Below are 23,551 nucleotides of genomic sequence, written 5' to 3'. Positions count from 1 at the left end.
GCGGGCGGTGCGCGTCGCGCGTCGCCCGCGCCTCGGCGCCCAGCGAGGTGCTCGCTGCCCGATCCGATCGATTTCGGGCACTCAGCACCTCGCGGCGCGCGGGAACGTGCGCGCCGACCCGGCCCGCGCATCGTCCCTCCGCACCTCCGGGCGCCGCTACGGTGGAACCATGAGGACGACGATGGTGCCGAACCTGGGACGTGAGATCTCGCTGGTGGGTCTGGGGACCTGGCAGCTGGGTGGCGATTGGGCCGCCGTGGGCGACGAGGCCGCGCAGGAGGTGCTCAACGCCGCCGCGGACGCGGGCACGCGCCTGTTCGACACGGCGGACGTCTACGGCGACGGCCGCTCGGAGAAGGCGATCGGCCGCTTCCTGGCCGGCCGCGAGGACCGCGACGACTTCGTGGTCTTCACCAAGATGGGACGCCGTGCGACGCCGCACGAGGAGAGCGCGTACAGCCTCGACAACTTCCGCCGGTGGACCGATCGCTCGCGCGAGAACCTCGGGGTCGACACCCTCGACCTCGTGCAGCTCCACTGCCCGCCGACCTCGGTCTACGAGCAGCAGCGCGTCTACGACGACCTCCGCACGCTGCAGCAGGAGGGCGCGATCGCCCGCTGGGGCGTCTCCGTCGAGCTCGTCGACGAGGCGCTCGCGGCGCTCGAGCAGCCCGACCTCGCGACCATCCAGATCATCGTCAACATCTTCCGCCGCAAGCCGCTCGAGCGGGTGCTGCCCCTCGCGGCCGAGAAGGGCGTGGGGATCATCGCGCGCCTGCCGCTCGCGTCCGGGCTGCTGTCCGGCAAGTACGACGAGCACACCACCTTCGCGCCCGAGGACCACCGCACGTGGAACCGCGACGGCGCCAAGATGAACATCGGCGAGACCTTCTCCGGCATCCCGTTCGAGGTGGGTGTGCAGGCGGCCCGCGAGGTCGCGGCGCTGACCCCCGAGGGCTGGACCACGGCGCAGATGGCGCTCGGCTGGCTCGCGCAGGTGGGCGTCGCGACGATGATCCCCGGCGCGTCCAAGGTCTCGCAGGCGCAGTCCAACGCCGCGGCGGCGGACTTCCCCGAGCTGCCCGCGGCTACGATGGACCGGCTCGCGGCGATCTACGACGAGTACTGCCGGGAGCACGTGCACGACGTCTTCTGAGCGCAACGGTGCGGCGACGGTCCGGTGACGGCCCGGCGGGACGATGCGCGGGTCGCCGCGCGCGCAGCCGGTACCCTTGTCCGCGTATCCCACGCACGCGCCTGTAGCTCAGTGGATAGAGCACCGCTCTCCTAAAGCGGGTGTCGCCAGTTCGAATCTGGCCAGGCGCACCAACCCGACCATGGTCCCGCCCGCGCGCGGCGCACCGGGCATAACGTGGTGACATGGTCGGGACGGTCCGGCGCCATCTCGAGATGATCGTCCTGGTCATCTCGGGCCTCCTGCTGGCCGGGGGCGCCGTCGCCTGGTGGACCTCCGCCCCCGACGCTGCGACCGTCCTGTGGGTCGCCGGCACCGTCCTCGGCCTCCTCTACATCCTTCCCGCGACCATCGCGGCCGCGGTCCATCGCCGCCCCACGGTCGACGTCATCGCGGTGCTCGCGCTCGCGGGCGCCCTCTGGGTCGACGAGCCCCTCGCCGGCGCGATCATCACCCTCATGCTCGCCACGGGCCAGGTGCTCGAGGCCCGTGCCGACGCGCGCGCCCGCCGCGAGCTCAGCCTCCTCACCGAGCGGGCGCCCCGCACCGCGCGCCGCCTCACGCCGTCCGGCCTCGAGGAGGTGCCGGTGGACGATGCGGCGATCGGGGACCACCTGCTCGTGCGCCCCGGCGAGGTGGTCCCGGTGGACGGGCGCCTCACCGCCGCCGCGATCTTCGACGAGTCGGCGCTCACCGGCGAGTCCGTGCTCGTCGAGCGCGCCGCGGGCGAGGACGTCCGCTCGGGCGTCGTCAACGCCGGCTCCCCGGTCGAGATCGTCACCACCACCACGGCGGAGACCTCCACCTACGCCGCGCTCGTCCGGCTCGTCGAGGAGGCGCAGGCGACCTCCGCGCCGTTCGTCCGCGCGGCCGACCGGTGGGCGATCGCCTTCGTGCCGCTCACCCTCCTCCTCGCGGGCGCGGCGTGGTGGGTGTCGGGCGACCCGGTGCGCGCCGTCGCGGTCCTCGTGGTCGCGACGCCCTGCCCGCTGCTGCTCGCGGCGCCCATCGCGATCGTCTCCGGGCTGTCCCGCGCCGCGCGGCTCGGCGTCGTCATCAAGGGCGGGGGAGCGCTCGAGCGGCTCGCGGTCGGCCGCGCCATGGTGGTCGACAAGACCGGCACCCTCACGCGCGGCCGCCCCGCGGTGAGCGACCTCGTCGCCGCGGACGGCCACGACGCGGACGACGCGCTCCGTCTCGCCGCCTCCGTCGACCAGCTCTCCGCGCACGTGCTCGCGGGGCCGATCGTCGAGGCCGCCCTCGCGCGCGGGCTCGTCCTGACGATGCCCGAGGGCGCCGAGGAGGTCCACGGTCAGGGCGTCGCCGGCACGGTCGACGGCCGCCGGGTCCGGGTGGGGCGCCCCAGCTGGATCGCCGGACCCGAGCCCGACCGGTGGGCGCGCCAGGTTCGCCGCCGCGCGGACCTCGACGGCTCGATGAGCGTCCTGGTCGAGGTGGACGGCGAGCCCGCCGCCGCCCTGCTGCTGCACGACCCCGTGCGTCCCGACGCGCCCCGCATGGTGCGGGCGCTGCGCACGGCCGGAGTCCGCCGCATCGTCCTCGCGACGGGGGACCGGGCCGACGTCGCGCAGATGGTCGGACGCGTGGTCGGCGTCGACGAGGTGCTCGCCGAGTGCACGCCCGAGGACAAGCTCGCCGCGCTCGCCCTCGAGCGCGAGCACGGCACGACGGTCATGGTCGGCGACGGCATCAACGACGCCCCCGCGCTCGCCGCCGCGGACGTGGGGGTGGCCCTCGCCGCGCGCGGCGCCACCGCATCGTCCGAGGCCGCCGACGTGGTTCTCACCGTCGACCGGGTCGAGGCGCTCGCGGACGCCATGCGGGTCGCCCGCCGGTCGCGCACGATCGCGCTGCAGGCCGTGGCCGTCGGCATGGGGCTGTCGCTCGTCGCGATGGTCGCGGCGGCGCTCGGCTACCTCGCCCCCACGGTCGGCGCGGCGCTGCAGGAGGTCATCGACCTGCTGGCGATCCTCATCGCCCTACGCGCCGTGCTCCCGGGCCGCGACCGCGCGCCCGCGCTGTCCGACGACGACCGCGCGACCCTCGCCGCCCTGCGCGACCAGCACGACGGGCTCGCGCCCCTGGTCGAGCGGGTGGCTGCCGTCGCGGACGGCCTGTCGAGCGCCGCGCCGGACCTCGCGCCCGCGCGCGCTCTGCTCGACGCGCTCGAGACCGAGCTGGTCCCCCACGAGCGCGCCGACGAGGAGCGCCTGGTCCCGCTCGTGGCCCGCGCGCTCGGCAGCCACGACGCGGTCGCCGCGCTCAGCCGCTCGCACGCCGAGATCGAGCATCAGGTGGTGCGGCTGCGCCGGCTGCTCGACTCGGTGGGCGAGGGCGCGGACGCGGCCGGCCCCGAGGACGTCGTGGAGCTGCGGCGGCTGCTCTACGGGCTTTACGCCGTGCTGCGCCTCCACAACGCGCAGGAGGACGAGGACGCCTTCAGCCTCATCCCCGCGCACGGCGGCTGACGCGTGCCGGGCGCCGCGACGGTCGACGCCGTCATCGTCGGGGCCGGGGCGGCCGGCCTGTCCCTCGCGGCCCACCTCGCCGCCGCCGGCTGGGGCGACGACGTGCTGCTCCTCGACGACGGCGCCCAGCCGCTCGAGGACCGCACGTGGGCGTGGTGGAGCACGGGCGGCGGGCTGCTCGACCATGCCGCGTCCACGGTGATCGGCGCGGCGGACGTCGCCGGCGACGGGTGGTCGCGCCGCCTCCCGCTCGCGCCGTACGCGTACCGCGTCGTCACCGGCCCCGAGCTCGCGGCGGCCGTGGCACGCCTTGTCGCGCCGCGACCCGGCTACCGGCGGCTGCCCGGGACGGCGCGCAGCCTCGCGGTGGACGATGCGGGGGTCCAGGTGGCGTACGAGGACCCCGACGGCAGGGCGCGGGCGGTGCGGGCCCGCTGGGTCTTCGACTCCGTCGGGCCGGGCGCGCCGACCCCGGTGCCGGACCCGGAGGCGCGGCTCGACTTCCTCGGCCTGCACGTCGAGGCGAGCGTCGACGTCTTCGAGCCCGGCGTCGTCACCCTCATGGACTTCCGCACCGCGCAGGACGACGGCGTCGCGTTCGTCTACGCGGTCGCCGCCTCGGCCCGCACCGCGCTCGTCGAGCGCACGGTCTACGCGGCGCCCGACGCGCCGCCGCCGTCCCACGACGGACACCTCGAGGACTACCTGCGCGACGTGGTCGGCGCCGGCGACCGCCGCATCGTCTCCCGCGAGGAGGGCTCCATCCCGCTGCGATCGAGCCCGCCCGCGCACCCGGCCGGCCCGGTGATCCCCATCGGCGCCCGCGCCGGCATGATCAAGGCCGGCACGGGCTACGCCTTCGGCCGGATCCAGCGCCACAGCGCCGCGATCGCCGCCGCGCTCGCGGCCGGCCGCTACCCGGGCCGGGCGGCGCCGCATCGTCGGTGGGCGCGCACCCAGGACGCGGCCCTCCTGCGGGTGATGCGGAGCGACCCGGACGCCGCGCGCGCGTTCCTCGAGGCCATGCTCACGCGCAACCCGGGGCCCCGGATCCTCGCGTTCCTCGACGAGGATCTGCCGCCGCGCGAGCACCTGCGGCTGTACGCGACGCTGCCGCTGCCGCGCTTCGGGCGTGCGTGCGCGTCCGGTTCGTCCCGACGCTCCCGGTAGGCGCGTCCGGGCCGGGCACGCGCGTACCCTGCTCACCATGGGAACGGTGCCCGCTGCCGGCCGCGATGTCGCGGCGCGCTCGGTCGCGCGCCTGCCCGGCGAGGCCGCGGCGGACCCGTCGTCGCTGCGCTCGCACAACCTCGGCATTGTCATGCGGATGCTGCGCGACCACGGCACCCTCTCCCGCAAGGACATCGAGCACGCGACCGGCATGGTCGCCGCGTCCGTCACCAACCTCGTCGCGGACCTGCACGACCGCGGCCTGGTGCGCGACGTGCGCGGCGGCGGCACCGAGGCGCGCCGCCGCGGCCGCCCGCGCGTCATGGTCGAGGCGGTCCCGGACCGCTGCCTCGCGCTCGCGGTCCGCATCGAGCGCACCCGGGTGACGGCCGAACTGCACTCGAGCGCGGGGCTGCTGATCGACTCGTCCTCGCGCGGCGTCACGCTCGCGTGGGGCCAGCCCGGCGACGTCGCGCACGCGATCGCGGAGCTCGTCGAGCGCGCCCAGGAGCGCGCGGCCGAGCACGCCGCGGTGCTGCTCGCGTGCGTCGTCACGATGCCCGGGCCGGTGGGCTCCGACAACCGCATCGCGGACACCGCGGAGTTCGGCTGGGGCCACCTGGGCCTCGTCGACCTCATCCACGCCGCCGGGGTGTCCGCCGACGTGCGCGTCGAGGTGGTCAACGACGCCAACGCGGCCGCGCTCGCCGAGCACGCCGCGCTGCCGATGCCGCGGCCCGACGTCATGCTCTACCTCGAGGGCTCGGTCGCCTTCGGCGTCGGCGGCGGGGTCATCTCCGACGGGCGCATCCTCACGGGCGGACGCGGCTACGGCGGCGAGCTCGGCCACGTCACGGTCGACTGGCGCGGCCGCACGTGCGTGTGCGGGGCGAACGGATGCCTGTCCGCGTACCTCGGGCCCGAGGCGCTGCTCACCTCGGCCCGGCTCATGGACCTGGCCCAGATGGCCGGCAGGCAGGCCGCGATGGACGAGCTCCGCGCGCGACTCGACCGCGGCGAGAAGCGCGCGGTCGACGTGGCGCTGCGCGCGGGGGACATCCTCGGCGCCGCGGTCCGCTCGGTCTACGACGTCGTCAACCCCACCGAGCTGGTCCTCGGCGGCTACCTCGCGGGCATGCGGCGCTGGCTCGAGCCCGGCATCCAGATGCAGCTCGCGCCGCGCACCGAGCGCCTCGCGCCGCTCACGATCGAGTCGGGCCGGCTGGGCCGCCGCGCGGGCCTCGTCGGCGCCGCGCGCCACGGCCTCACCCCGATGTTCGACGACCCGACCGTCGTGCCCGCCGCGCGCCGGGACGATGCGGTGGCCGAGGGGGCCTGAGCGGCCCGGGGACCTCTCCACGCGACGAGGGGCCATCCGAGCCCGTTTCGGGCGCGTTCCCGTTCACACGGGGTGGTTCGCGTGGAGGGCTGCCTCACCTGCGTGGAGAGGTCAACGGTGGGATCAGGCGGGGGTGAGCCGCGCGAGGCGCATGTTGACGCCGTCCCACAGGCACGTCTGCATCCACAGCCCGCCCGCGAGCACGGACGCCGGCGAGTGCTTGGGCACGGTGATGAGCTGGGTCACGGTGTAGTCGCCCGCGGCGTAGCCGGTGAGCTGCACGGTGTCGCCCACGCCGAGCCCCAGCACGACGTCGCCGCCGCAGTGGTTGTGCGAGGACACGACGTCGCCAGCCATGAAGTCCTCGAACACCCAGCCGGCGCAGAGGTCGAGGGCCTCCTGGTGGCCGGTGAGGCGCACGTCGAAGGAGTACGACGAGCCCGGCTCGGGCTCGGGCTCCGGCGCCGTGGTGACCTCGACGTCGGGGGTGTCGACGTCGAAGCTCGCATCGTGCTCGGCGGTGATGGGGCCGACGCCGCTCGTCGAGGTCGGGATCGCGCCGTGGAGGCCGCCCCAGGAGTCGGCGACCGCCGCCGGGGCGATGCCGGCGGCGGCGGTGAGGGTGAGGGCGGCAAGCAGCGCGAGTCGGGTTCGGGGCATGGACAGGGCCTTCCGTCGGGGCGGGTGCGACGCCTCAGCACCGTCGGCGGATCCCGATAATTGTCACAATTAGGACACGATCGACGCCAGGGTTGTTCCCGGATTCACACAAGTACACCCGATACGAGGGGTTTCCGGCGGCCCGGTCGCCCGGGGCGGCGCGTGGGGCGCGCCGTCACGCGGATGCGGGCGCGCGCGGTATTGTCGACAATATTGTCGATCGCGCGGACCGGCAGCGACGCCGGCACTGCGCCTACGGGAGGAGGGTCCCATGGCTGCGGACGTGCGCGTGCTCGAGGATCTCAAGGCCGCCATCCTGCGCGGCGAGTTCGCGCCGCGGCAGCGCCTCGTCGAGGCAGAGCTGTGCGAGCGCTTCGACGCGAGCCGCTTCTCCGTGCGCGCCGCCCTCCAGGCGCTCGAGGCGGACGGGCTCGTGGAGCGCCAGCGCAACATCGGCGCGCGCATCCGCGAGATCAGCCTCGAGGAGGCCGTCGAGATCAGCGAGGTGCGCCAGGTGGTCGAGGGGCTCATCGCGCGCCGCGCGGCCGAGCGAGCGACGGACGCCGAGGCCGAGGAGCTCGCCGCGATCGGCCGGCGGATGCACGATGCGGTGGCGGCCGGCGAGGTGGGGGAGTACAGCGAGCTCAACGCGCGCCTGCACGCCTCGCTGCGCGACATCGCGCGCCACGAGAAGGCGAACGGCATCATCGCGCACCTTCACGGCCAGATGGTCCGCCACCAGTTCGCGCTGTCGCGCGTGCCCGGCCGCTCGAAGGTGTCCGTGTGGCAGCACCAGGCGATCATCGACGCCGTGGTCGCGCGCGACGGCGACGCCGCCGAGACTGCGATGCGGGCGCACATCGCCTCCGTGATCGAGGCCCTCCGCGCGATCCCGTAGGCCGCGCGCGGCACGGCCCGAAGCCGCTTCCCCGGCACGGCCCGGCGGCACCCCCGCGACGACCGTGACACAAACGTTGCCAATATCGGCTACAAGATTGTCGACAATCCTGTTAGCGTGGGTGGTGCCACGCCCCCAAAGACGAGGGCGCGGGTCTCAAGGAGGAGCCCCATGCACGTTCAGTCACTGTCGGTCCGCCTGCGGACCGCCCTCGGCGCGATGGCCGCGATCAGCGTCCTCGCGCTCACCGCCTGCAGCTCGGACGGCGGCGACGACGGAGGCAGCAGCGCCTCCGCCGAGCCCATGGAGTCCGACACCGGCGGCGCGATGATGGAGACGGTCGACGTGACCGTCGGCGTCATCCCCATCCTCGACGTCGCCCCCCTGTACCTGGGTATCTCGGAGGGCTTCTTCGAGGACGCGGGCCTCAACATCACCACCGAGCTCGCCCAGGGCGGCGCGGCCATCGTGCCCGGCGTGGTGAGCGGCCAGTTCCAGTTCGGCTTCAGCAACGTCACCTCGCTCATCCTCGCCGAGTCGAACGACCTCGGCGTCGTGGCGGTCGGCCCCGGCGGCTCGACCACCGGCGACCTCATGAACGACTGGGCCGCGGTGATGACGCTGGCCGACTCCGGGATCTCGAGCCCCAAGGACCTCGAGGGCAAGAAGGTCGCGGTCAACACGCTCAACAACATCAACACGTCGACCATCAACAAGATGGTGCGCGACGACGGCGGCGACCCGTCGACCATCACCTACGTCGAGCTCGCGTTCCCGGACATCGTCCCGGCCGTGGCCTCGGGCGACGTCGACGCCGGCCAGGTCGTCGAGCCGTTCACGACGATCGCCAAGGGTCAGGACATGGTCAACCTGGGCTCGAACTACGCGGCCACGGACCCGAACCTCATGATCGCGGAGTACTTCACCTCGGCGACCTACGCCGAGGAGAACCCCGACGTCGTCGAGGCCTTCACGACCGCGCTCACCCAGTCCTTCGAGTACGCGAGCGAGAACCCCGACGCCGTGCGCGCCGTGCTCGCCGACTACACGAGCATGGACGAGGCCACCCAGCAGGCGGTCACGCTGCTGTCCTGGCCGAGCGAGATCGACGCCAACACGGTCCAGCTGCTCGCCGACCTCGCGGTCGAGGACGGCTTCCTGACCGAGGTCCCGGACCTCTCCCCGCTGCTCCCGTAGCGGTCCAGTCCGAGCGTCCGGGCCGAGGCGGCCCACCCCCGCCTCGGCCCGGACGGCCCACCCCCTCGACCTTGGAGAGACCGTGACCACCACCCCCACGGCGGCCCCGCCGGCACCGCGCGCGGCCCGCCCCCGCACCCGGAGGAGCGGCAGGCGCAACGACGCCTGGCTCGGCGTCCTCGGCGTGCTCATCGTCCTCGCGGGCGCCGAGCTGCTGTCCCGCACCGGGATCGTCAACCCCGACTTCCTCCCGCCCGTCACCGAGATGTACGCCTCGCTGTTCCAGCTCCTCGGCGAGGGCTCGTTCTGGGAGTCGCTGTGGCTCACCGTCCGCGGCTGGGCCGTGGGCCTCGCCGCCGCGATGGCGCTCGGCGTCCTCGTCGGCTTCGTGATCGGCTCCTCGCGCTTCCTGCGCGAGTTCACCAACTCGACGGTCGAGTTCCTGCGCCCCATCCCGTCGGTCGCGCTCATCCCGCTCGTCGTGCTGATGTTCGGCACCAAGCCCGCGTCGGCCTTCCTGCTCGTCCTCTACGCCGCGTTCTGGCAGGTGCTCGTCCAGGTGCTCTACGGCGTCGCCGACGTCGACCCGGTCGCGCGCGACACCGCGCGCTCGTACCGCTTCGGGCCGCTGCGCGTCGCCCGGTCGGTGATCTACCCGACCGCGCTGCCGTACATCATGACCGCCTTCCGCCTCGCGGCCGCGGTCGCCCTCATCCTCGAGATCACCGCCGAGCTCGTCATCGGCGTCCCGGGGCTGGGACGCGACATCGGCATCGCGCAGAGCTCCGGCAACGTGCCCGAGACCTACGCGCTCGTCATCGTCGTCGGCCTCATCGGCGTCGCGGTCAACCTGTTCGCCCGCTTCGTGGAGCGCAAGGCGCTCTGGTGGCACCCGTCCGTGAGGAGCGAGGTCGCATGAACGCCGCCCGTCTCGCCCGCAGGGCCTTCATGCTGCTGGGCCTGCCGCTGATCCTGCTCGCCGCCTGGTGGGTGGCCTCCGCGGGCAGCACCAGCCCGTTCTGGCCCCCGCTCCAGACCATCCTCGAGACCTTCCCCAAGACGTGGACGTGGGACCGCATCGTCTCCGACGTGTTCCCCAGCCTCGCGCGCCTCGGGATCGGCTACGCGCTCGCGGTGATCGTCGGCATCGTCGCCGGCACCGCGATCGGCCTGATGCCGCGCCTGCGGGCGCTGTCCGAGCCCGTGCTCGAGTTCTTCCGCGCGGTCCCGCCGCCCGTCCTTGTGCCGATCATCGCGCTGTTCGCCGGCTATACCGGCTGGCTCGGCAAGATCGTCACGATCGCGCTCGGCTGCCTCTGGCCCATCCTGCTCAACACCGTCGAGGGCGTGCGCGGCCTCGAGCCGGTCCTCACCGACACGGCCCGCAGCTACCACCTCAGCCGGTGGCGCCGCCTCGTGTTCGTCGTCCTGCCGGGCGCCAGCCCGCGCATCTTCACCGGCGCCCGCCAGGCGCTGTCCATCGGCGTGATCCTCATGGTCATCTCGGAGCTGTTCGGCGCGAACCGCGGCCTTGGCGCGGCCATCGTGCAGTTCCAGAGGAGCTTCGCCATCCCCCAGATGTGGACCGGCATCATCCTGCTCGGCCTCATCGGAGTCATGCTCGCGGCGATCTTCAAGGTCGTCGAGAGCCGGATGCTCGCCTGGTACGTCGGGCAGCGCCAGATCGAGCGAGGAGAGTAGACATGTCGATCATCCAGTCCGTCCGCCTGAGGTCCGCCGCCGCCGACGCCACCGCCGCAGGCAGGGTCGGCGACGACGTCGCCCTCGACCTGCGCTCCGTCCAGAAGACCTACGACACCCCCGGGCGCCCGCAGGTCGAGGCGATCCGTCACCTCGACTTCAGCATCCGCCGCGGCGAGCTCGTGTGCGTCGTCGGCCCGTCCGGCGCCGGCAAGACCACGCTCCTGCGCTCGATCGCGGGCCTGCTCGACCTCACCGCCGGCGAGGTCGTGCTCGACGGCGAGGTCGTCGCGGGACCGCCCCAGGGCATGGCGGTCGTCTTCCAGGAGTACGGCCGCAGCCTGTTCCCGTGGATGACGGTCCGCCAGAACATCGAGCTGCCCCTCAAGGAGAAGGGCATCGCCAAGGCCGAGCGGCACGCCAAGATCGACCGGGCCCTCGAGGAGGTCGGCCTCACCGAGGCCGCCGAGCAGCACCCGTGGCAGCTCTCGGGCGGCATGCAGCAGCGCGTCGCGATCGCCCGCGCGATCGCGTTCGAGCCCTCCGTGCTCCTCATGGACGAGCCGTTCGCGGCCGTCGACGCGCAGACCCGCGCCGAGCTCGAGGACCTCGTGCGGAAGCTGTGGAAGGACCTCGGCGTCACCGTCCTGTTCGTCACCCACGACATCGACGAGGCCGTCTACCTGGGCGAGCGCGTCATCGTGCTGTCGAACCGGCCCACGGTGCTGATGGAGGACGTGCGCGTCGACCTGCCGTCCGAGCGCGACCAGCTCACCACCCGCTCGGACGCGCACTTCGGCGAGCTCCGCGGCCACGTCTACGAGCTCATCCAGCGCGCCAAGCGCGGCGACCGCCCGGACGCCCCGCCGGCCGCCGCATCGTCCCCCCAGGAGGCCTGACATGGAGACCGTGATCCTCACCGACCCCCCACGGGCGGCCGCCGAGACCGTCGAGGCGTTCTCGACCATCGGCGTCGCCACCGTCCACGAGGCCATGGGGCGCACGCGGTCGATCTCCGCGCTGCGGCCCATCCAGCAGGGCGTGCGGGTCGCGGGCACCGCGGTCACGGTGATGAGCTGGCCGGGCGACAACCTCATGATCCACGCCGCGATCGAGCAGTGCGGGCCCGGCGACATCCTCGTCGTCACCACCCGCGAGCCGTCGTCGCACGGCATGTTCGGGGAGCTGTTCGCCACAGGCTTGCAGCAGCGCGGCGTGGTCGGAGCGATCATCGACGCGGGCGTGCGCGACACCCAGGAGCTGCGCGACATGGGCTTCCCCGTGTGGTCGCGGCACGTCAACGTCATGGGCACGGTGAAGTCCACGCCGGGCGCGATCAACGTGCCGATCGTGGTCGGCGGGCAGGTCATCGACGCGGGCGACATCGTGGTCGCCGACGACGACGGCCTCGTCGTGGTGCCCCGCCGCGAGGCGGACGATGCGCTGGTGAAGTCGCGCGCGCGGCTCGCCAAGGAGGAGGCCACGCGCGAGGCGTTCGTGGGCGGCGAGCTGGGCCTCGACCGCTACGGGATGCGGCCGGTGCTCGTGGATCTGGGCGTGACGTACCGGCGCCACCCGGAGGCCGATCCCGCATGACCGGCATCCCCTGCGCGCTCATGCGCGGCGGCACCTCCAAGGGAGGGATCTTCCTCGCGGAGGATCTGCCCGCGGAGCCCGCCGCGCGCGACGACCTGCTGCTGCGGATCATGGGCAGCCCCGACGACCGTCAGATCGACGGTCTCGGCGGCGCGCACCCGCTCACCAGCAAGGTCGGCGTGGTGAGCCTCGCGGGGGACGATGCGGCGGACATCGACTACCTGTTCCTCCAGGTCGCGGTGGACAAGCCGGTCGTGTCGACCTCGCAGACGTGCGGCAACATCCTCGCCGCGGTCGCGCCGTTCGCGATCGAGCGCGGCCTCGTGCCCGCGCAGGGCGACGCCACGGTGGTGCGGGTGCGGATGGTCAACACCGGCACGGTCGCCGCGCTCACGGTGCGCACCCCCGGCGGCGAGGTCACCTACGACGGCGACGCGGAGATCTCCGGGGTGCCGGGGACGGCCGCGCCGGTCGAGGTCGCGGTCGAGCCCGCGGCCGGCGCCCTGCTGCCCACCGGCAACCCGGTCGACACGATCGCGGGGGTCGAGGCGACGCTCATCGACAACGGCATGAAGTCGGTGCTGGTGCGCGCGGCGGACCTGGGGGTCGTCGGGGACGAGGACCCCGCGGCGCTCGAGGGCGACGCCGACGTGGTGCGCCGCGTGGCCGAGATCCGGGCGGCGGCCTTCCCGCTCATGGGCATCGACGGCACCCCCGAGTCCACCACCACGCCGAAGATCGTGCTGCTCTCCGCCCCCGCGGCGGGCGGCGCGATCCGCACGCGCAGCTTCATCCCGTTCCGCGTCCACGAGGCGATCGGCGTGCTCGGCGCGGCCTCCATCGCCGCGGGCCTCCGCGTGGCAGGGACGGTCGCCGACGGCCTCGCGGTGCTCCCGCCGGACGGGGCGCCGCTCCGGATCGAGCACCCCACCGGCTTCCTCGACCTGCACGTGGATCCGGTCCCCGGCGACCCGGGCGCGGTAGGGGAGACCCGCGTGATCCGCACCGCCCGCATGATCATGGACGGGCGCGTCCACCCGCGGAGCTCGGCCGTCCCGACCACGAAGGAGCACGGATGACGCGCGTCGCCCTGATCGGGCTCGGAGAGGTGGGACGGGTCTTCGCCGAGGACCTGCGGGCCCAGGGGGTCACCGACCTCGCGGCCTGGGACACGGCCTTCGCGGACGCCGACAGCAAGGCGTCCCGCAACGCCCGCGAGCTCGGCCTCGCCCCTACCTCGAGCGCCGCCGAGGCGGTCGCCGGCGCGGACCTCGTCGTGTCCGCGGTGACCGCGATGAACTGCGTGGGCGCCGCATCGTCCGTCCTCGACGGGATCGCGCCCGGCGCCTGGTTCTTCGACCTCAACTCGAGCTCGCCGGGGCACAAGCAGGAGGCCTCGCGGCTGGTCGACGGCGCGGGCGGCCGCTACGTCGAGGCGGCCCTCATGTCGCCCATCGGCCCGCGCCGCCTCGCGTCCCCGTTCATTCTCGGCGGCCCGCACGCGGTCGACTTCGGCGCCCTCGCGCCCGGCATGGGCCTGGCCGAGGTGCGCGTGGGCGCCGGCGAGGTCGGGGTCGCCGCCGCGACCAAGCTGTGCCGGTCGGTCGTGGTGAAGGGGCTCGAGGCGCTGCTCTCCGAGTCGCTGCTCGCGGCGCGCCATTACGGGGTCGACAAGGACGTCGTCATGTCGCTGTCGAACATCCTCCCCGAGGCCGACTGGGGCGCCATCGCGGGCTACTTCATGTCGCGCTCGCTCCAGCACGGCGGTCGCCGCGCGGAGGAGATGGAGGAGGCCGCCGCGACGGTCGCGGAGGCGGGCGTGACGCCGTGGATGGCGTCGGCGACCGTCGAACGGCAACGCTGGGCGGCGCAGTTCGGCGACGTCCTGCCGCAGGACACCACCCCCGCGCTCGTCGACGCCATCAGGGTCGCAGCGGGGCTCTTCGAGGAGGGCGACGGATGATCATCGACTGCCACGGCCACTACACGACCGCCCCCGCCGCGCACAGCGACTGGCGCGAGGCGCAGCTCGCCGCGTGGGAGGCGGGGGAGGCGCCGCCGCCGTACCCCGTCATCTCCGACGACGAGATCCGCGAGTCCATCGAGGCGAACCAGCTGCGGCTCATCCGCGAGCGGGGCGCGGACGTCACCATCTTCTCGCCGCGCGCCTCCGCGATGGGGCACCACCTGGGCGACCTCGGCACGTCCGAGGCGTGGACCGCGGCATGCAACGACCTCATCGCGCGCGTGGTGGACCTGTTCCCGGGCACGTTCATCGGTGTCGCCCAGCTGCCCCAGGCCGCGGGCGAGGGCCTCGACGCGGCTATCCGCGAGCTCGACCGACGGGTCGCTGAGGGATTCGTCGGCGTCAACCTCAACCCCGACCCCAGCGGCGGCCACTGGACCTCGCCGCCCCTCACCGACCGCTACTGGTACCCGATCTACGAGCGCATGGTCGAGCACGACGTGCCCGCCATGATCCACGTCTCGGCCTCGGCCAACCCCGCCTTCCACGCGACCGGCGCGCACTACATGAACGCCGACACGACGGCCTTCATGCAGCTGCTCCAGGGCGACCTGTTCGCGGACTTCCCGACGCTGCGCCTGATCATCCCGCACGGCGGGGGAGCGGTGCCGTACCACTGGGGCCGCTACCGGGGCCTCGCGGACATGCTGAAGAAGCCCGCGCTCGACTCGCACGTCATGGGCAACGTCTTCTTCGACACGTGCGTCTACCACCAGCCCGGGATCGACCTCCTGACCGACGTGATCCCCGCGGAGAACATCCTCTTCGGCTCGGAGATGGTGGGCGCGGTGCGCGGCATCGACCCCACCACGGGCCACTACTTCGACGACACGCTGCGATACGTCGAGGCCGCCGCGCTGTCCGCCGAGGACCGCGAGGCGATCCTGTCGGGCAACGCCATGCGGGTCTACCCCCGGCTCGCCGCGGCCCTCTCCCGACAGTCCGCACGGAGCTGAGCGCGACACCCCGGGGACGGGGGCGCATCGGCGTGCGGTGACCGGCGCGTCGCGCCGAGATCCGTGCGCCCTGTCGGGGCGGCGGGGAGGCGGGGAGGCGCGGGGACGATGCGGCGGTGACCTTGGTCCCTCGCCGGCGGCTCCTATTGGACATACGTTCAATAGCGTCACCGACGACCGCCCATCCCCCAGGAGTCACCCGTGCCCGCCACCGCCTTCAGCCACGTCCTCGAGCCCGCCCAGCTGGGCGACCTCCAGCTGCGCAACCGCGTCATCATGGTCCCGATGGGGACCGAGATGGGCGACCACGACGGCCACCTCACCGACCGCGAGGTCGCTTACTACGCCGAGCGCGCCAAGGGTGCGGGCCTCGTCTGCACCGGCATCAACGCCGTCACCGACGACTACGAGGTCATCAACGAGGGCCTCGGCCGCGTCGACACCGACGCCGCGATCCCCGGCCTCACCAAGCTTGCCGAGGCGTTCCACGCGCGCGGCGGCGCCGTGTCCGTCCAGCTCACCGCGGGCCTGGGCCGCAACATCAACAACATCGACCCCGAGCGGCTGCCGATCTCGGCCTCCGACAACCCGCACTGGCTGGACCCGAGCGTCAAGTGCCGCCCGCTCGAGACCCACGAGATCAAGGTCATCGTCCAGCGCTTCAAGGAGGCCGCGCAGCGCTGCGCCACGGCCGGCATCGACGCGATCGACATCCACGGCCACACCGGCTACGTCATCGACCAGTTCCTGTCGCCCGTGTGGAACCGCCGCACCGACGAGTACGGCGGCTCCGTCGAGAACCGCTGCCGCTTCGCCGCCGAGATCATCGCGGCCGTCAAGGAGGGTGCGCCCGGCCTGCCGGTGAGCTTCCGCCTGTCCGTCGACCACCACTTCGAGGGCGGCCGCACCCCCGCCGAGTCGGTCGAGATCGCGCGGCAGCTCGAGGCCGCCGGCCTCGACCTGCTCATGATCGACGAGGGCTCGTACGAGGCCATGGACTACGTGTTCCCGCCGTACTACCTGGGCGACAACTGCATGATGGGCTCCGTCAAGATGTTCAAGGACGCGCTCACGATCCCCGTGCTCGGTTGCGGCAACCTCACCCCCGAGCGCGCCGAGTCCGCCATCGCGAGCGGCGAGATGGACTTCGCCGGCATCGGGCGCGCGCTCATCGCGGACCCGGAGTGGGCCGCGAAGCTCGCCGAGGGCCGCCGCGAGAACATCCGCCCCTGCATCCGCTGCAACCAGCTGTGCGTGGGCAACGCGTTCGTCGGCCAGCCGCTCGGCTGCGCGGTCAACCCGACCGTCGGCTTCGAGCGCGAGCGCGTCCTCGCGCCCGCCGCGACGCCCAAGCGCGTCGCGATCGTGGGTGCGGGTCCGGCCGGGCTCGAGGCCGCGCGCGTCGCGGCCCTGCGCGGCCACACGGTCGACGTGTACGAGAAGGGCGAGCAGCTCGGCGGCGTGCTGTGGCCCGCCGCGACCCCGGACTTCAAGAAGGAGCTGCGCTCCATGATCTTCTGGTGGGAGCGCCAGCTCCAGGACCTGCCCGTGACCGTGCACCTCGGCACCGAGATCGCCGCGGACTCGCCCGAGCTCGACGGCGCCGACGCGATCATCGTCGCGGTGGGCACCGAGCCCGTGGCGCCCCCGATCCCGGGCCTCGACGGCGACAACGTCGTCGAGGTCATCGACGCCCACCTGGGGGCGGACCTGGGCCACCGCATGGTCGTGTGCGGCGGCGGCCTGTCGGGCGCCGACTTCGCGCTCGAGATGCAGGAGAAGGGCCACGACGTCACCGTCGTCGAGATGGCCGACGGCATCGCCCCCGACCTGCTGATGATCAACCGCATCACGCTGCTGCGCGACCTCGCCGAGGCCGGCGTGACGCTCCTCACCGGCCACCGGGTCGTCGAGGTCAACGCGGCCGGCGTCAAGGTCGACGGCCCCGACGGCCCCGTGCAGATCGCGGCGGACACCGTGGTGAGCGCCTTCGGCGTGCGCCCCGCGACCGCGCTGGTCGAGGCGCTCCAGGCGCGCGGCGCCGTCGCGGTCGGCGACTGCGTCAAGCCCGCCAAGGTGGGCGACGCGATCAACGCCGGCTTCGAGGCGGCCTTCGCGCTGTAGAGATCGTGAGCATCTCTCCACGCAAGGCCCGGGATGTGAACGCGAACTCGAGCGGTTCGGGCCCCGGATCGCGCGTCTGCGGTGGAGGAGTGCCTCGCGTGCGTGGAGAGGTCCACGGGTAGGTCCGAGGTCCGACGCGCGCAGACTCGTCGCGCCGTACCGTGAGTCGACCCTCGGAGGGACCCGTGACCCAGCCGCCCGCGCCCGCGATGCGCGCCCCCGTGCGCGCGTCCCGCGTCGCGTGGCTCGTGCTCGTGTCGGGCATGGCGCTGTACTTCGTCGCCATCGTCAACCGCACCGCGCTCGGCGTCGCCGGCGTCGCTGCGCTCGACCGCTTCGGGATCGAGGCGGCGTGGCTGTCCATCCTCGCGATCGCGCAGGTCGCGACCTACGCGGCCCTGCAGCTGCCCGCGGGCGCGCTGCTCGACCGCTGGGGCCCGCGCCGGCTGATGATCGGCGGGGCGCTGCTCATGGCGGTCGGCACCGCGCTCCTCGCGGTCACCACGAGCCTCCCGGTCGCGATCCTCGCGCGCGTGCTCATCGGGGCCGGCGACGCCCCGATCTTCATCTCCGCGTGCCGCCTCATCCCGCTGTGGTTCCCGCCGCGTCGCGTGCCCGTGCTCGTCCAGGTGACCGGCCTCGTGGGCCAGGCGGGCCAGCTCGCGACCTCGATCCCCGTGGCCTGGCTGCTGCACGACCTCGGCTGGACCGCGACCTTCACCGTGCTCGCCGTCGCGACCCTGGCCGTCGCCGCGCTCGCGGTCCGCGGCATCCGCGTCCCCGCCGCGGCGACGGGCGCCTCCCCGGCCCGCGCATCGTCCCTGCGCGAGTCCATCCGCGTCGCCGCCCGCCCGGCGGGCACGCGCCTCGGCTTCTGGACGCATTTCCTCTCGCTGTGCTCGGCCAACACGGTCGCGCTGCTGTGGGGCGTGCCGTTCTTCGTGTCGACCCAGGGGCTGTCGCTGGGCCAGGCGAGCGCGCTGCTCATGGTGATCACCCTCACGAAGATGGCCGCGGGCCCGCTCGCGGGCTCGTTCACCGCGCGCCACCCGCTGCGGCGCAGCTGGCTCGTGCTCGGCTCGGCCGTCGCGACCGCGCTCGCGTGGGTCGCCATCCTGGTCCCGGACACCCCTCGGTCGGTGTGGGAGCTCGGCGTGCTCATGGCCGTCATCGGCGCCGGCGGGCCCGTCTCGCTTATCGCGCTCGACTACGCCCGCACCTTCGGCCCCGAGGAGGCGATGGGCACCGCGACGGGCTTCGTCAACGTCGGCGGCTTCGTGTCGACCATCCTCGGGATCGTGCTCGTGGGCGTGACGCTGCAGCTCGTGTCGCCCGACGGCGCCTCGACCTACACGCTCGACGAGTACCGCATCGCGTTCGCGACGCTGCTCGTCCCGTGGGTCATGGGCATGGCCGGAGTGCTCCGCAACCGGCGCCTCGCGCGCGCCGACATGGCGGCCGCGGGAGTGGTGGTGCCGCCCCTGCGCGAGGTGATGAGGCGGCGCCGATAGGCCCCCCATAAGGGACGATGGTGACGTTCACATCGCGGGTTTGACGGGGGGCCGTCCGTGGTCCCACAATCCTCACAACAGTGCGTGTCGGCTGCATAAGTCGGCGCGCACTGTCTCTTTTCCCGGGGGTGTCCGGGACGGAGGGACGATGCGCCGGGCACGCGGCCGCGGCGGGCGGCGGCGTGGTGCGCGGAAGGGCCGTGACCTGACCGTTACCGTAGGACGGTGGTCGACTACATCGGGCGCGCGCTCGTCGCGGACGCCCTTCGCGAATGGAGGGAGCAGCTCCAGCAGCTGGCGACCGTCTCGCCGCTGCGGGACCTCGCGCTGAGCGAGACGACCACGGTGGATCTGCGCGGCTCGCACCCCGGCGGGCTGGCCCCGCTCTTCGCCGGCCGGGCCACGTCGCTCGGCGTCCTCATCCGCGATCCCGAGCACTACGCGCAGGCGCTGCACCGCATCCGCCTCATCCGCGAGAACGCCGAGCGGGTCAAGGCCGCCACCGGCGTGTGGACCGCCGCGATGGTGATCGGCACCGTCGCGTGGGACGAGGACGGACGGCGTCGTGAGATGCCGCTCGTCATGCGCCCCGTGCACTTCGAGCCCGCCCGCCAGGGCGACGTGCTCCTCACGATGCTCGATCAGGTCGCCGTCAACCCGGTCTTCCTCACGGAGGCGCGCGACCGCGGCGTCGACGCCGGCCTCCAGGGCGTCCTCCCGCAGGCCGGGCCGGGACTCGAGTTCGACCCGCGGCCCCTGTGGCAGCACGTGCGCACCCTTGGCGACAGCTTCCCCGGCATCGAGGTCGCGGACCGCCTCTTCGTCGGCGCGTTCGACGACCCCGAGCAGCGCCTGCTCGACGACCTCGACGACATGGACCCCGTCATCGGCGCGTCCGACATCCTCGCGGCCACCGCGGGCGACCGCGACGCGCAGGCCCTCCTCGCGCAGCCGCTGCCGGCCTTCCCCGTGGGCGACCGCGACCCGTTCGCGGAGCGCGGCGTGGGCGACCTCGACGACGGCGAGTTCGCTGCCCTCGACCTCATCGCCACCGGCCGCTCCGTGTTCCTCCAGTCCCCGCCCGGCTCCGACCCGGTCGGCGCCGTCGCCGCGATCGTGGCCGACGCCGCGGCGTCCGGCCGCGCGGTCATGGCCGTCGGCGGCACCGAGCAGTCGGTGCGCGCGGTCGCGAAGCGGCTCGACCGCGTGGGCGTGTCCGAGGCCTACGTGTCCGGCGCCGTCGGCTCGTGGAACGAGACCGCGCGCCGCCGCCTCCTCACCTCGATGACGATGGGCGTCGACGACGTCGACGACGAGACGCTGCGGGTGGCGGGGGAGAGCCTCCTCACCGCCCGCCACGAGCTCGAGACGCGCCTCGACGCGCTGCACCGCCCGCATCGTCCGTGGGACGTGAGCGCGTACGACGCCGTCCAGGCCGTCGTCCGCCTCATCTCCACCGCGCCGGCGCCCAGGACGCAGCTGCGACTGGGCGCGGAGGCCGCCGCCCTGGTGGCGGAGCACGGGTTCGCCTCCGTCGCGCACGCGATGGTCGAGCGCCTCCGCCCCGACGCCGCCCCCGAGGAGCCCGCGCCGACGGCCTCGCAGGCCACGACCGTGCTCGTGCCATGGTGGTCCGAGGTGGCCGAGGACGCGGAGGAGGGCGCCCGGCTCGACGAGGCGCTCGCGACGCTCGTCGTGCGCCACCTGCCCAAGATGCGGGCCGAGGCGCAGATCGCCGCGCACGAGACCGGCATGGACGAGGCGCCCACGATCGCCGCGTGGGCGGACCAGGTGGGCCTGTTCACGGACCTGCGCGCGACCCTCGAGATCTTCTCGCCGGCGGTGTTCCACCGCTCGCTGCACGACCTGGTCGCCGCGACCGCGCCCCCCGGCACCCCGCAGGCGGGCACGCTCGCGCGCCGCGACCGGCGCGCGCTGCGCCGCCGCGCGGTCGAGCTGCTGCGCCCCGGCCGCACCAAGGACGACCTCCACGAGAACCTCGTCGCGGCCCACGCGCAGGCGCTGCGCTGGCGCGCGCACTGCTCGGCCGGCGGCTGGCCGCTCGTGCCCGACGACTTCGACCTCTACGCCGACCGCGTCGAGAACGTGCTGCGGCTGTGGTCGCGACTCGCCGGCCCGGTCGCCCAGGTCGCCGGCGAGCAGGACCTGCTCGACCAGCCGTGGGAGCACGTGCGCGAGGTGCTCGACAGGCTCGCCGAGGGCGTGCCCGGCACGCTCGAGGCCGCCGAGGCGGTCCCGGTCGAGCGCGACCTCGAGTCCGCCGGCCTCGGCCCGCTGCTCGCGGAGCTCGCCGCGCGCGACGAGGCCGACGCCTCGCCCGAGCAGGTGCGCCGCGACCTCGAGTTCGCGTGGTGGGCCTCCGCCTTCGACGCGATCGTGTCCGCGGACCCCCGGCTCACCGAGGAGGGCGCCGTCGGCCGCGTGGTCGAGCAGTTCCTGCTGCGGGACCGCGAGTTCTCCGAGGCCCGTGTGGGTCCGCTCATGCGCGCCGTCGCCGAGCGTCGCCGCATCGCGATCGCCCGCCACCCCGACTTCGCGCGCGACCTCTTCGCCACGCTCGTCGAGGGCGCCGACGCGCCCTATCGCGAGCTGTGGCGCGACCACCAGCCGCTCGTGAGCGCGCTGCGCCCCATCACGCTCGCGACCGCCGAGCAGGTGTCCCGGCTCGCGCCGCCCACCCGCTGCCTCGACGTCGCGGTCGTGTTCGGCGCCGAGTCGCTCGCGCTCGCCGAGACCGTGCCGACCCTCGCCCGCGCCCGCCAGGTGGTCGTGGTCGGCGATGCCGAGTCCGCGACCCGCAGCGCCGTCGCGGTCTTCGCGGAGATGCTGCCGCGCGTGCCGCTCCACGCTCTGCCTCAGCCACGCGACCCGCGCGTCACCGGCGTCCTGGGCACGCTCGCGTACGGCCGCTCGCTCAGCTCGCTGCCGTCCGCGGGGACGCCGCACGCGCTCGAGGTGACCGTGCTCGACGCGACCGGCTCGGCCGCCGCCGGCGAGCACGCCGTCGAGTCCACCCGCGCCGAGGTCGCCGCCGTCATCGAGCACGCCGACCGCGTGGTCCACTCGATGCCGCGCCGCACGCTCGCGATCGTCGCGGGCAACGAGCTCCACGCCGCCCGCATCCGCGACACGCTCGACGAGCGCGGCGCTCGCCTCGCCGAGGCCGTCACCGTCGTGACGCTCGGCAACGCGGCGGGCCTCGACGTCGACGAGGCGATCCTCACGCTCGGCTACGCGCGCGACGCGTCGGGCACGCTGCCCGCGCGGCTCGGCGCGCTGTCGGAGGAGTGGCGCGCGCAGGCGCTCGCTCAGGCCGTGGTCGCGAGCCACGAGCAGCTCACCGTCGTGACGGCGCTCGGCGCCGACGACCTCGCCGCGATCGCCGAGGGCGGCGAGGCGGACGCGATCGACGGGCTCCGCGAGCTGGTGCTCGCGGTCGGCTCGGAGCCGGTCCCGCCGGAGCGTCCCGAGCCGGCCCCCGGCGACTGGCTGCTCGCGGACATCGCGGGCCGCGTGCGCGCCGAGGGCTACGCCGTCCACGTCCGCTACGGCACGGGCGCCGACGCGATCCCGCTGGTCGTCGGCGGCCGTCACGACCGCGGCTACCGCGTCGCTGTCGTCACCGACGAGGCCTCGCGCAGCGCCTCGGCGAGCGTGCGCGACCGCATGCGCCACCAGTACGCGAGCCTCGAGGCCCTCGGCTGGACCGTCGTGTCGCTGTGGACGCTCGACGTCTTCATGGATCCCGATGCGGCCGTCGCGGCCATCATCGACGCCGTCGAGCGCGACAAGGCGCCGCTCGTGTGGGAGCAGCCGACGCTCGACCTCGGCGTCGAGACGTCCGAGATCCGCGTGCCCGCGGAGGAGGTCTTCGACCTCGACTCCGTCGACGCCGTCACCGGCGCGATCCCCGAGCTGCGGGCCGAGGAGCCGCCCGCCCCCGTCGAGACCCCGGCCGAGCCGGAGGCGCCGGACGTCACGCTCGGCATCTCGGTCATGCTCGCCGAGCAGATCCTCGCGGACAAGGTCGAGACCCGCGCGCTCCAGGTGCAGGCGGAGCTCGACTTGGAGGGCCGGGCCGCCCAGGCGGACGATGAGGGCATGACCGAGGAGCCCGCCGACCAGACCGCCGAGGAGCCGGCCGAGCACGCCGCCGCCGAGGACGAGCCCACGCAGGACCCGGCCGACGAGGCCGAGGCGCCCGACGAGACCGACGAGGTCGAGGCGGAGACCGAGGCCACCGACGAGTCCGCGGCCGAGGACACGGAGGCGACCACCGCATCGTCCCTGCCCTCGCCGCCGCCCATCCGGCCCGCCTCGCGCGGCGCCGGCCGCCCGCTCATCCCCACGCGGGCGAGCGAGGACCTCGACGAGGGTTGGGGCGGCTCGCACGGCGGCTCGAGCCGCGACGAGGAGATCAAGCGGGAGCGCCCGCCGCACTGGTGAGCGGCGGGGCCCCGATCAGGAGGCGCTGGAGGCGGTCTTCGCGTCCGAGCGCGAGTCCGTGCGGTAGAAGCCCGAGCCCTTGAAGGTCACGCCGACCGAGCCGAAGCGCTTGCGCACGGGCGCGGTGCACTCGGGGCACTCGGTCAGCGCCGCATCGTGGATGGACTGGACCGCATCGAACGCGTGGTCGCACGCGGTGCACGCGTAGGAGTACGTAGGCAT

At 74.1% G+C, this 23,551-nt stretch carries 18 protein-coding genes and 1 tRNA gene; 17 read left to right on the top strand and 2 right to left on the bottom strand.

Annotated features, from left to right (window positions below):
- The first annotated feature begins 169 nt into the window (after positions 1-169).
- The 5 genes from AOM07_RS02560 (at position 170) to AOM07_RS02540 (ending at position 6,193) form a co-directional block, all read left to right on the top strand.
- Positions 170-1,156, top strand: coding sequence for an aldo/keto reductase (locus AOM07_RS02560; RefSeq protein ID WP_062311087.1), 987 nt, complete (start codon positions 170-172; stop codon positions 1,154-1,156).
- Between the two features lie 97 nt (positions 1,157-1,253).
- A tRNA-Arg gene (locus AOM07_RS02555) sits at positions 1,254-1,329 on the top strand.
- Between the two features lie 51 nt (positions 1,330-1,380).
- Positions 1,381-3,684 (top strand): heavy metal translocating P-type ATPase, encoded by a 2,304-nt coding sequence (locus AOM07_RS02550; protein ID WP_062311085.1) that lies wholly within the window; start codon positions 1,381-1,383, stop codon positions 3,682-3,684.
- Positions 3,685-3,687: 3 nt separating this feature from the next.
- Positions 3,688-4,854 (top strand): lycopene cyclase family protein, encoded by a 1,167-nt coding sequence (locus AOM07_RS02545; protein ID WP_062311083.1) that lies wholly within the window; start codon positions 3,688-3,690, stop codon positions 4,852-4,854.
- Between the two features lie 37 nt (positions 4,855-4,891).
- Complete coding sequence (locus tag AOM07_RS02540) at positions 4,892-6,193, top strand: ROK family protein (protein WP_082101443.1); 1,302 nt, start codon at positions 4,892-4,894, stop codon at positions 6,191-6,193.
- 123 nt (positions 6,194-6,316) lie between these two features.
- Here the strand turns inward: AOM07_RS02540 and AOM07_RS02535 are convergent, their stop codons facing one another.
- Positions 6,317-6,853, bottom strand: a complete 537-nt coding sequence (locus AOM07_RS02535; protein WP_062311078.1) for a hypothetical protein — start codon at positions 6,851-6,853, stop codon at positions 6,317-6,319.
- A gap of 271 nt (positions 6,854-7,124) precedes the next feature.
- On the opposite strand from AOM07_RS02535, the gene AOM07_RS02530 reads away from it, so the two are divergent.
- From AOM07_RS02530 to AOM07_RS02475, 12 genes are all read left to right on the top strand, one after another.
- Positions 7,125-7,751: a GntR family transcriptional regulator gene (locus AOM07_RS02530; protein ID WP_062311076.1), complete on the top strand. Its 627-nt coding sequence runs from the start codon at positions 7,125-7,127 to the stop codon at positions 7,749-7,751.
- A gap of 171 nt (positions 7,752-7,922) precedes the next feature.
- Entirely contained in the window at positions 7,923-8,948 is a 1,026-nt protein-coding gene (locus AOM07_RS02525) for an ABC transporter substrate-binding protein (RefSeq protein ID WP_082101442.1), read from the top strand.
- Between the two features lie 82 nt (positions 8,949-9,030).
- Complete coding sequence (locus AOM07_RS02520; protein WP_082227312.1) at positions 9,031-9,867, top strand: ABC transporter permease; 837 nt, start codon at positions 9,031-9,033, stop codon at positions 9,865-9,867.
- Positions 9,864-10,649, top strand: coding sequence for an ABC transporter permease (locus AOM07_RS02515; protein WP_062311074.1), 786 nt, complete (start codon positions 9,864-9,866; stop codon positions 10,647-10,649). The genes AOM07_RS02520 and AOM07_RS02515 overlap by 4 nt, the downstream gene beginning before the upstream one ends.
- A 2-nt stretch (positions 10,650-10,651) precedes the next feature.
- Complete coding sequence (locus tag AOM07_RS02510) at positions 10,652-11,548, top strand: ABC transporter ATP-binding protein (RefSeq protein ID WP_084830028.1); 897 nt, start codon at positions 10,652-10,654, stop codon at positions 11,546-11,548.
- A gap of 1 nt (position 11,549) precedes the next feature.
- Complete coding sequence (locus AOM07_RS02505) at positions 11,550-12,245, top strand: 4-carboxy-4-hydroxy-2-oxoadipate aldolase/oxaloacetate decarboxylase (RefSeq protein ID WP_062311072.1); 696 nt, start codon at positions 11,550-11,552, stop codon at positions 12,243-12,245.
- Positions 12,242-13,324, top strand: coding sequence for a PrpF domain-containing protein (locus tag AOM07_RS02500; RefSeq protein ID WP_062311070.1), 1,083 nt, complete (start codon positions 12,242-12,244; stop codon positions 13,322-13,324). The genes AOM07_RS02505 and AOM07_RS02500 overlap by 4 nt, the downstream gene beginning before the upstream one ends.
- Complete coding sequence (locus AOM07_RS02495; protein ID WP_062311068.1) at positions 13,321-14,208, top strand: NAD(P)-dependent oxidoreductase; 888 nt, start codon at positions 13,321-13,323, stop codon at positions 14,206-14,208. The genes AOM07_RS02500 and AOM07_RS02495 overlap by 4 nt, the downstream gene beginning before the upstream one ends.
- Positions 14,205-15,227 carry an amidohydrolase family protein gene (locus AOM07_RS02490; protein ID WP_062311067.1) on the top strand — a complete coding sequence of 341 codons (1,023 nt, stop codon included), beginning with the start codon at positions 14,205-14,207 and terminating at the stop codon, positions 15,225-15,227. The genes AOM07_RS02495 and AOM07_RS02490 overlap by 4 nt, the downstream gene beginning before the upstream one ends.
- A gap of 201 nt (positions 15,228-15,428) precedes the next feature.
- On the top strand, positions 15,429-17,351 hold the full coding sequence (locus AOM07_RS02485; protein ID WP_228374352.1) for an oxidoreductase: 1,923 nt from the start codon (positions 15,429-15,431) through the stop codon (positions 17,349-17,351).
- 185 nt (positions 17,352-17,536) lie between these two features.
- A complete protein-coding gene (locus AOM07_RS02480; RefSeq protein WP_228374351.1) occupies positions 17,537-18,862 on the top strand; it encodes an MFS transporter in 1,326 nt (441 codons plus the stop codon).
- A gap of 225 nt (positions 18,863-19,087) precedes the next feature.
- Complete coding sequence (locus AOM07_RS02475) at positions 19,088-23,329, top strand: PDDEXK-like endonuclease domain-containing protein (protein ID WP_062311063.1); 4,242 nt, start codon at positions 19,088-19,090, stop codon at positions 23,327-23,329.
- Positions 23,330-23,344: 15 nt separating this feature from the next.
- Here AOM07_RS02475 and AOM07_RS02470 read toward each other — a convergent pair whose 3' ends face one another.
- Positions 23,345-23,551 carry an FmdB family zinc ribbon protein gene (locus AOM07_RS02470; RefSeq protein ID WP_062311061.1) on the bottom strand — a complete coding sequence of 69 codons (207 nt, stop codon included), beginning with the start codon at positions 23,549-23,551 and terminating at the stop codon, positions 23,345-23,347.

The sequence above is a fragment of the Demequina rhizosphaerae genome, assembly GCF_000971255.1.
Classification (GTDB): domain Bacteria; phylum Actinomycetota; class Actinomycetes; order Actinomycetales; family Demequinaceae; genus Demequina; species Demequina rhizosphaerae.
Note: the sequence above shows the minus strand (reverse complement) of the source record. Positions and strands in the feature narration are given on the sequence as shown.

Excerpts from the sequence above, each read along its gene's own strand:
- AOM07_RS02525 (WP_082101442.1), top strand. The coding sequence starts at position 7,923 with ATGCACGTTCAGTCACTGTCGGTCCGCCTGCGGACCGCCCTCGGCGCG.
- AOM07_RS02540 (WP_082101443.1), top strand. The coding sequence starts at position 4,892 with ATGGGAACGGTGCCCGCTGCCGGCCGCGATGTCGCGGCGCGCTCGGTC.
- AOM07_RS02470 (WP_062311061.1), bottom strand. The coding sequence starts at position 23,551 with ATGCCTACGTACTCCTACGCGTGCACCGCGTGCGACCACGCGTTCGAT.
- AOM07_RS02550 (WP_062311085.1), top strand. The coding sequence starts at position 1,381 with ATGGTCGGGACGGTCCGGCGCCATCTCGAGATGATCGTCCTGGTCATC.
- AOM07_RS02560 (WP_062311087.1), top strand. The coding sequence starts at position 170 with ATGAGGACGACGATGGTGCCGAACCTGGGACGTGAGATCTCGCTGGTG.
- AOM07_RS02495 (WP_062311068.1), top strand. The coding sequence starts at position 13,321 with ATGACGCGCGTCGCCCTGATCGGGCTCGGAGAGGTGGGACGGGTCTTC.
- AOM07_RS02510 (WP_084830028.1), top strand. The coding sequence starts at position 10,652 with ATGTCGATCATCCAGTCCGTCCGCCTGAGGTCCGCCGCCGCCGACGCC.
- AOM07_RS02530 (WP_062311076.1), top strand. The coding sequence starts at position 7,125 with ATGGCTGCGGACGTGCGCGTGCTCGAGGATCTCAAGGCCGCCATCCTG.
- AOM07_RS02500 (WP_062311070.1), top strand. The coding sequence starts at position 12,242 with ATGACCGGCATCCCCTGCGCGCTCATGCGCGGCGGCACCTCCAAGGGA.
- AOM07_RS02505 (WP_062311072.1), top strand. The coding sequence starts at position 11,550 with ATGGAGACCGTGATCCTCACCGACCCCCCACGGGCGGCCGCCGAGACC.
- AOM07_RS02490 (WP_062311067.1), top strand. The coding sequence starts at position 14,205 with ATGATCATCGACTGCCACGGCCACTACACGACCGCCCCCGCCGCGCAC.
- AOM07_RS02535 (WP_062311078.1), bottom strand. The coding sequence starts at position 6,853 with ATGCCCCGAACCCGACTCGCGCTGCTTGCCGCCCTCACCCTCACCGCC.
- AOM07_RS02515 (WP_062311074.1), top strand. The coding sequence starts at position 9,864 with ATGAACGCCGCCCGTCTCGCCCGCAGGGCCTTCATGCTGCTGGGCCTG.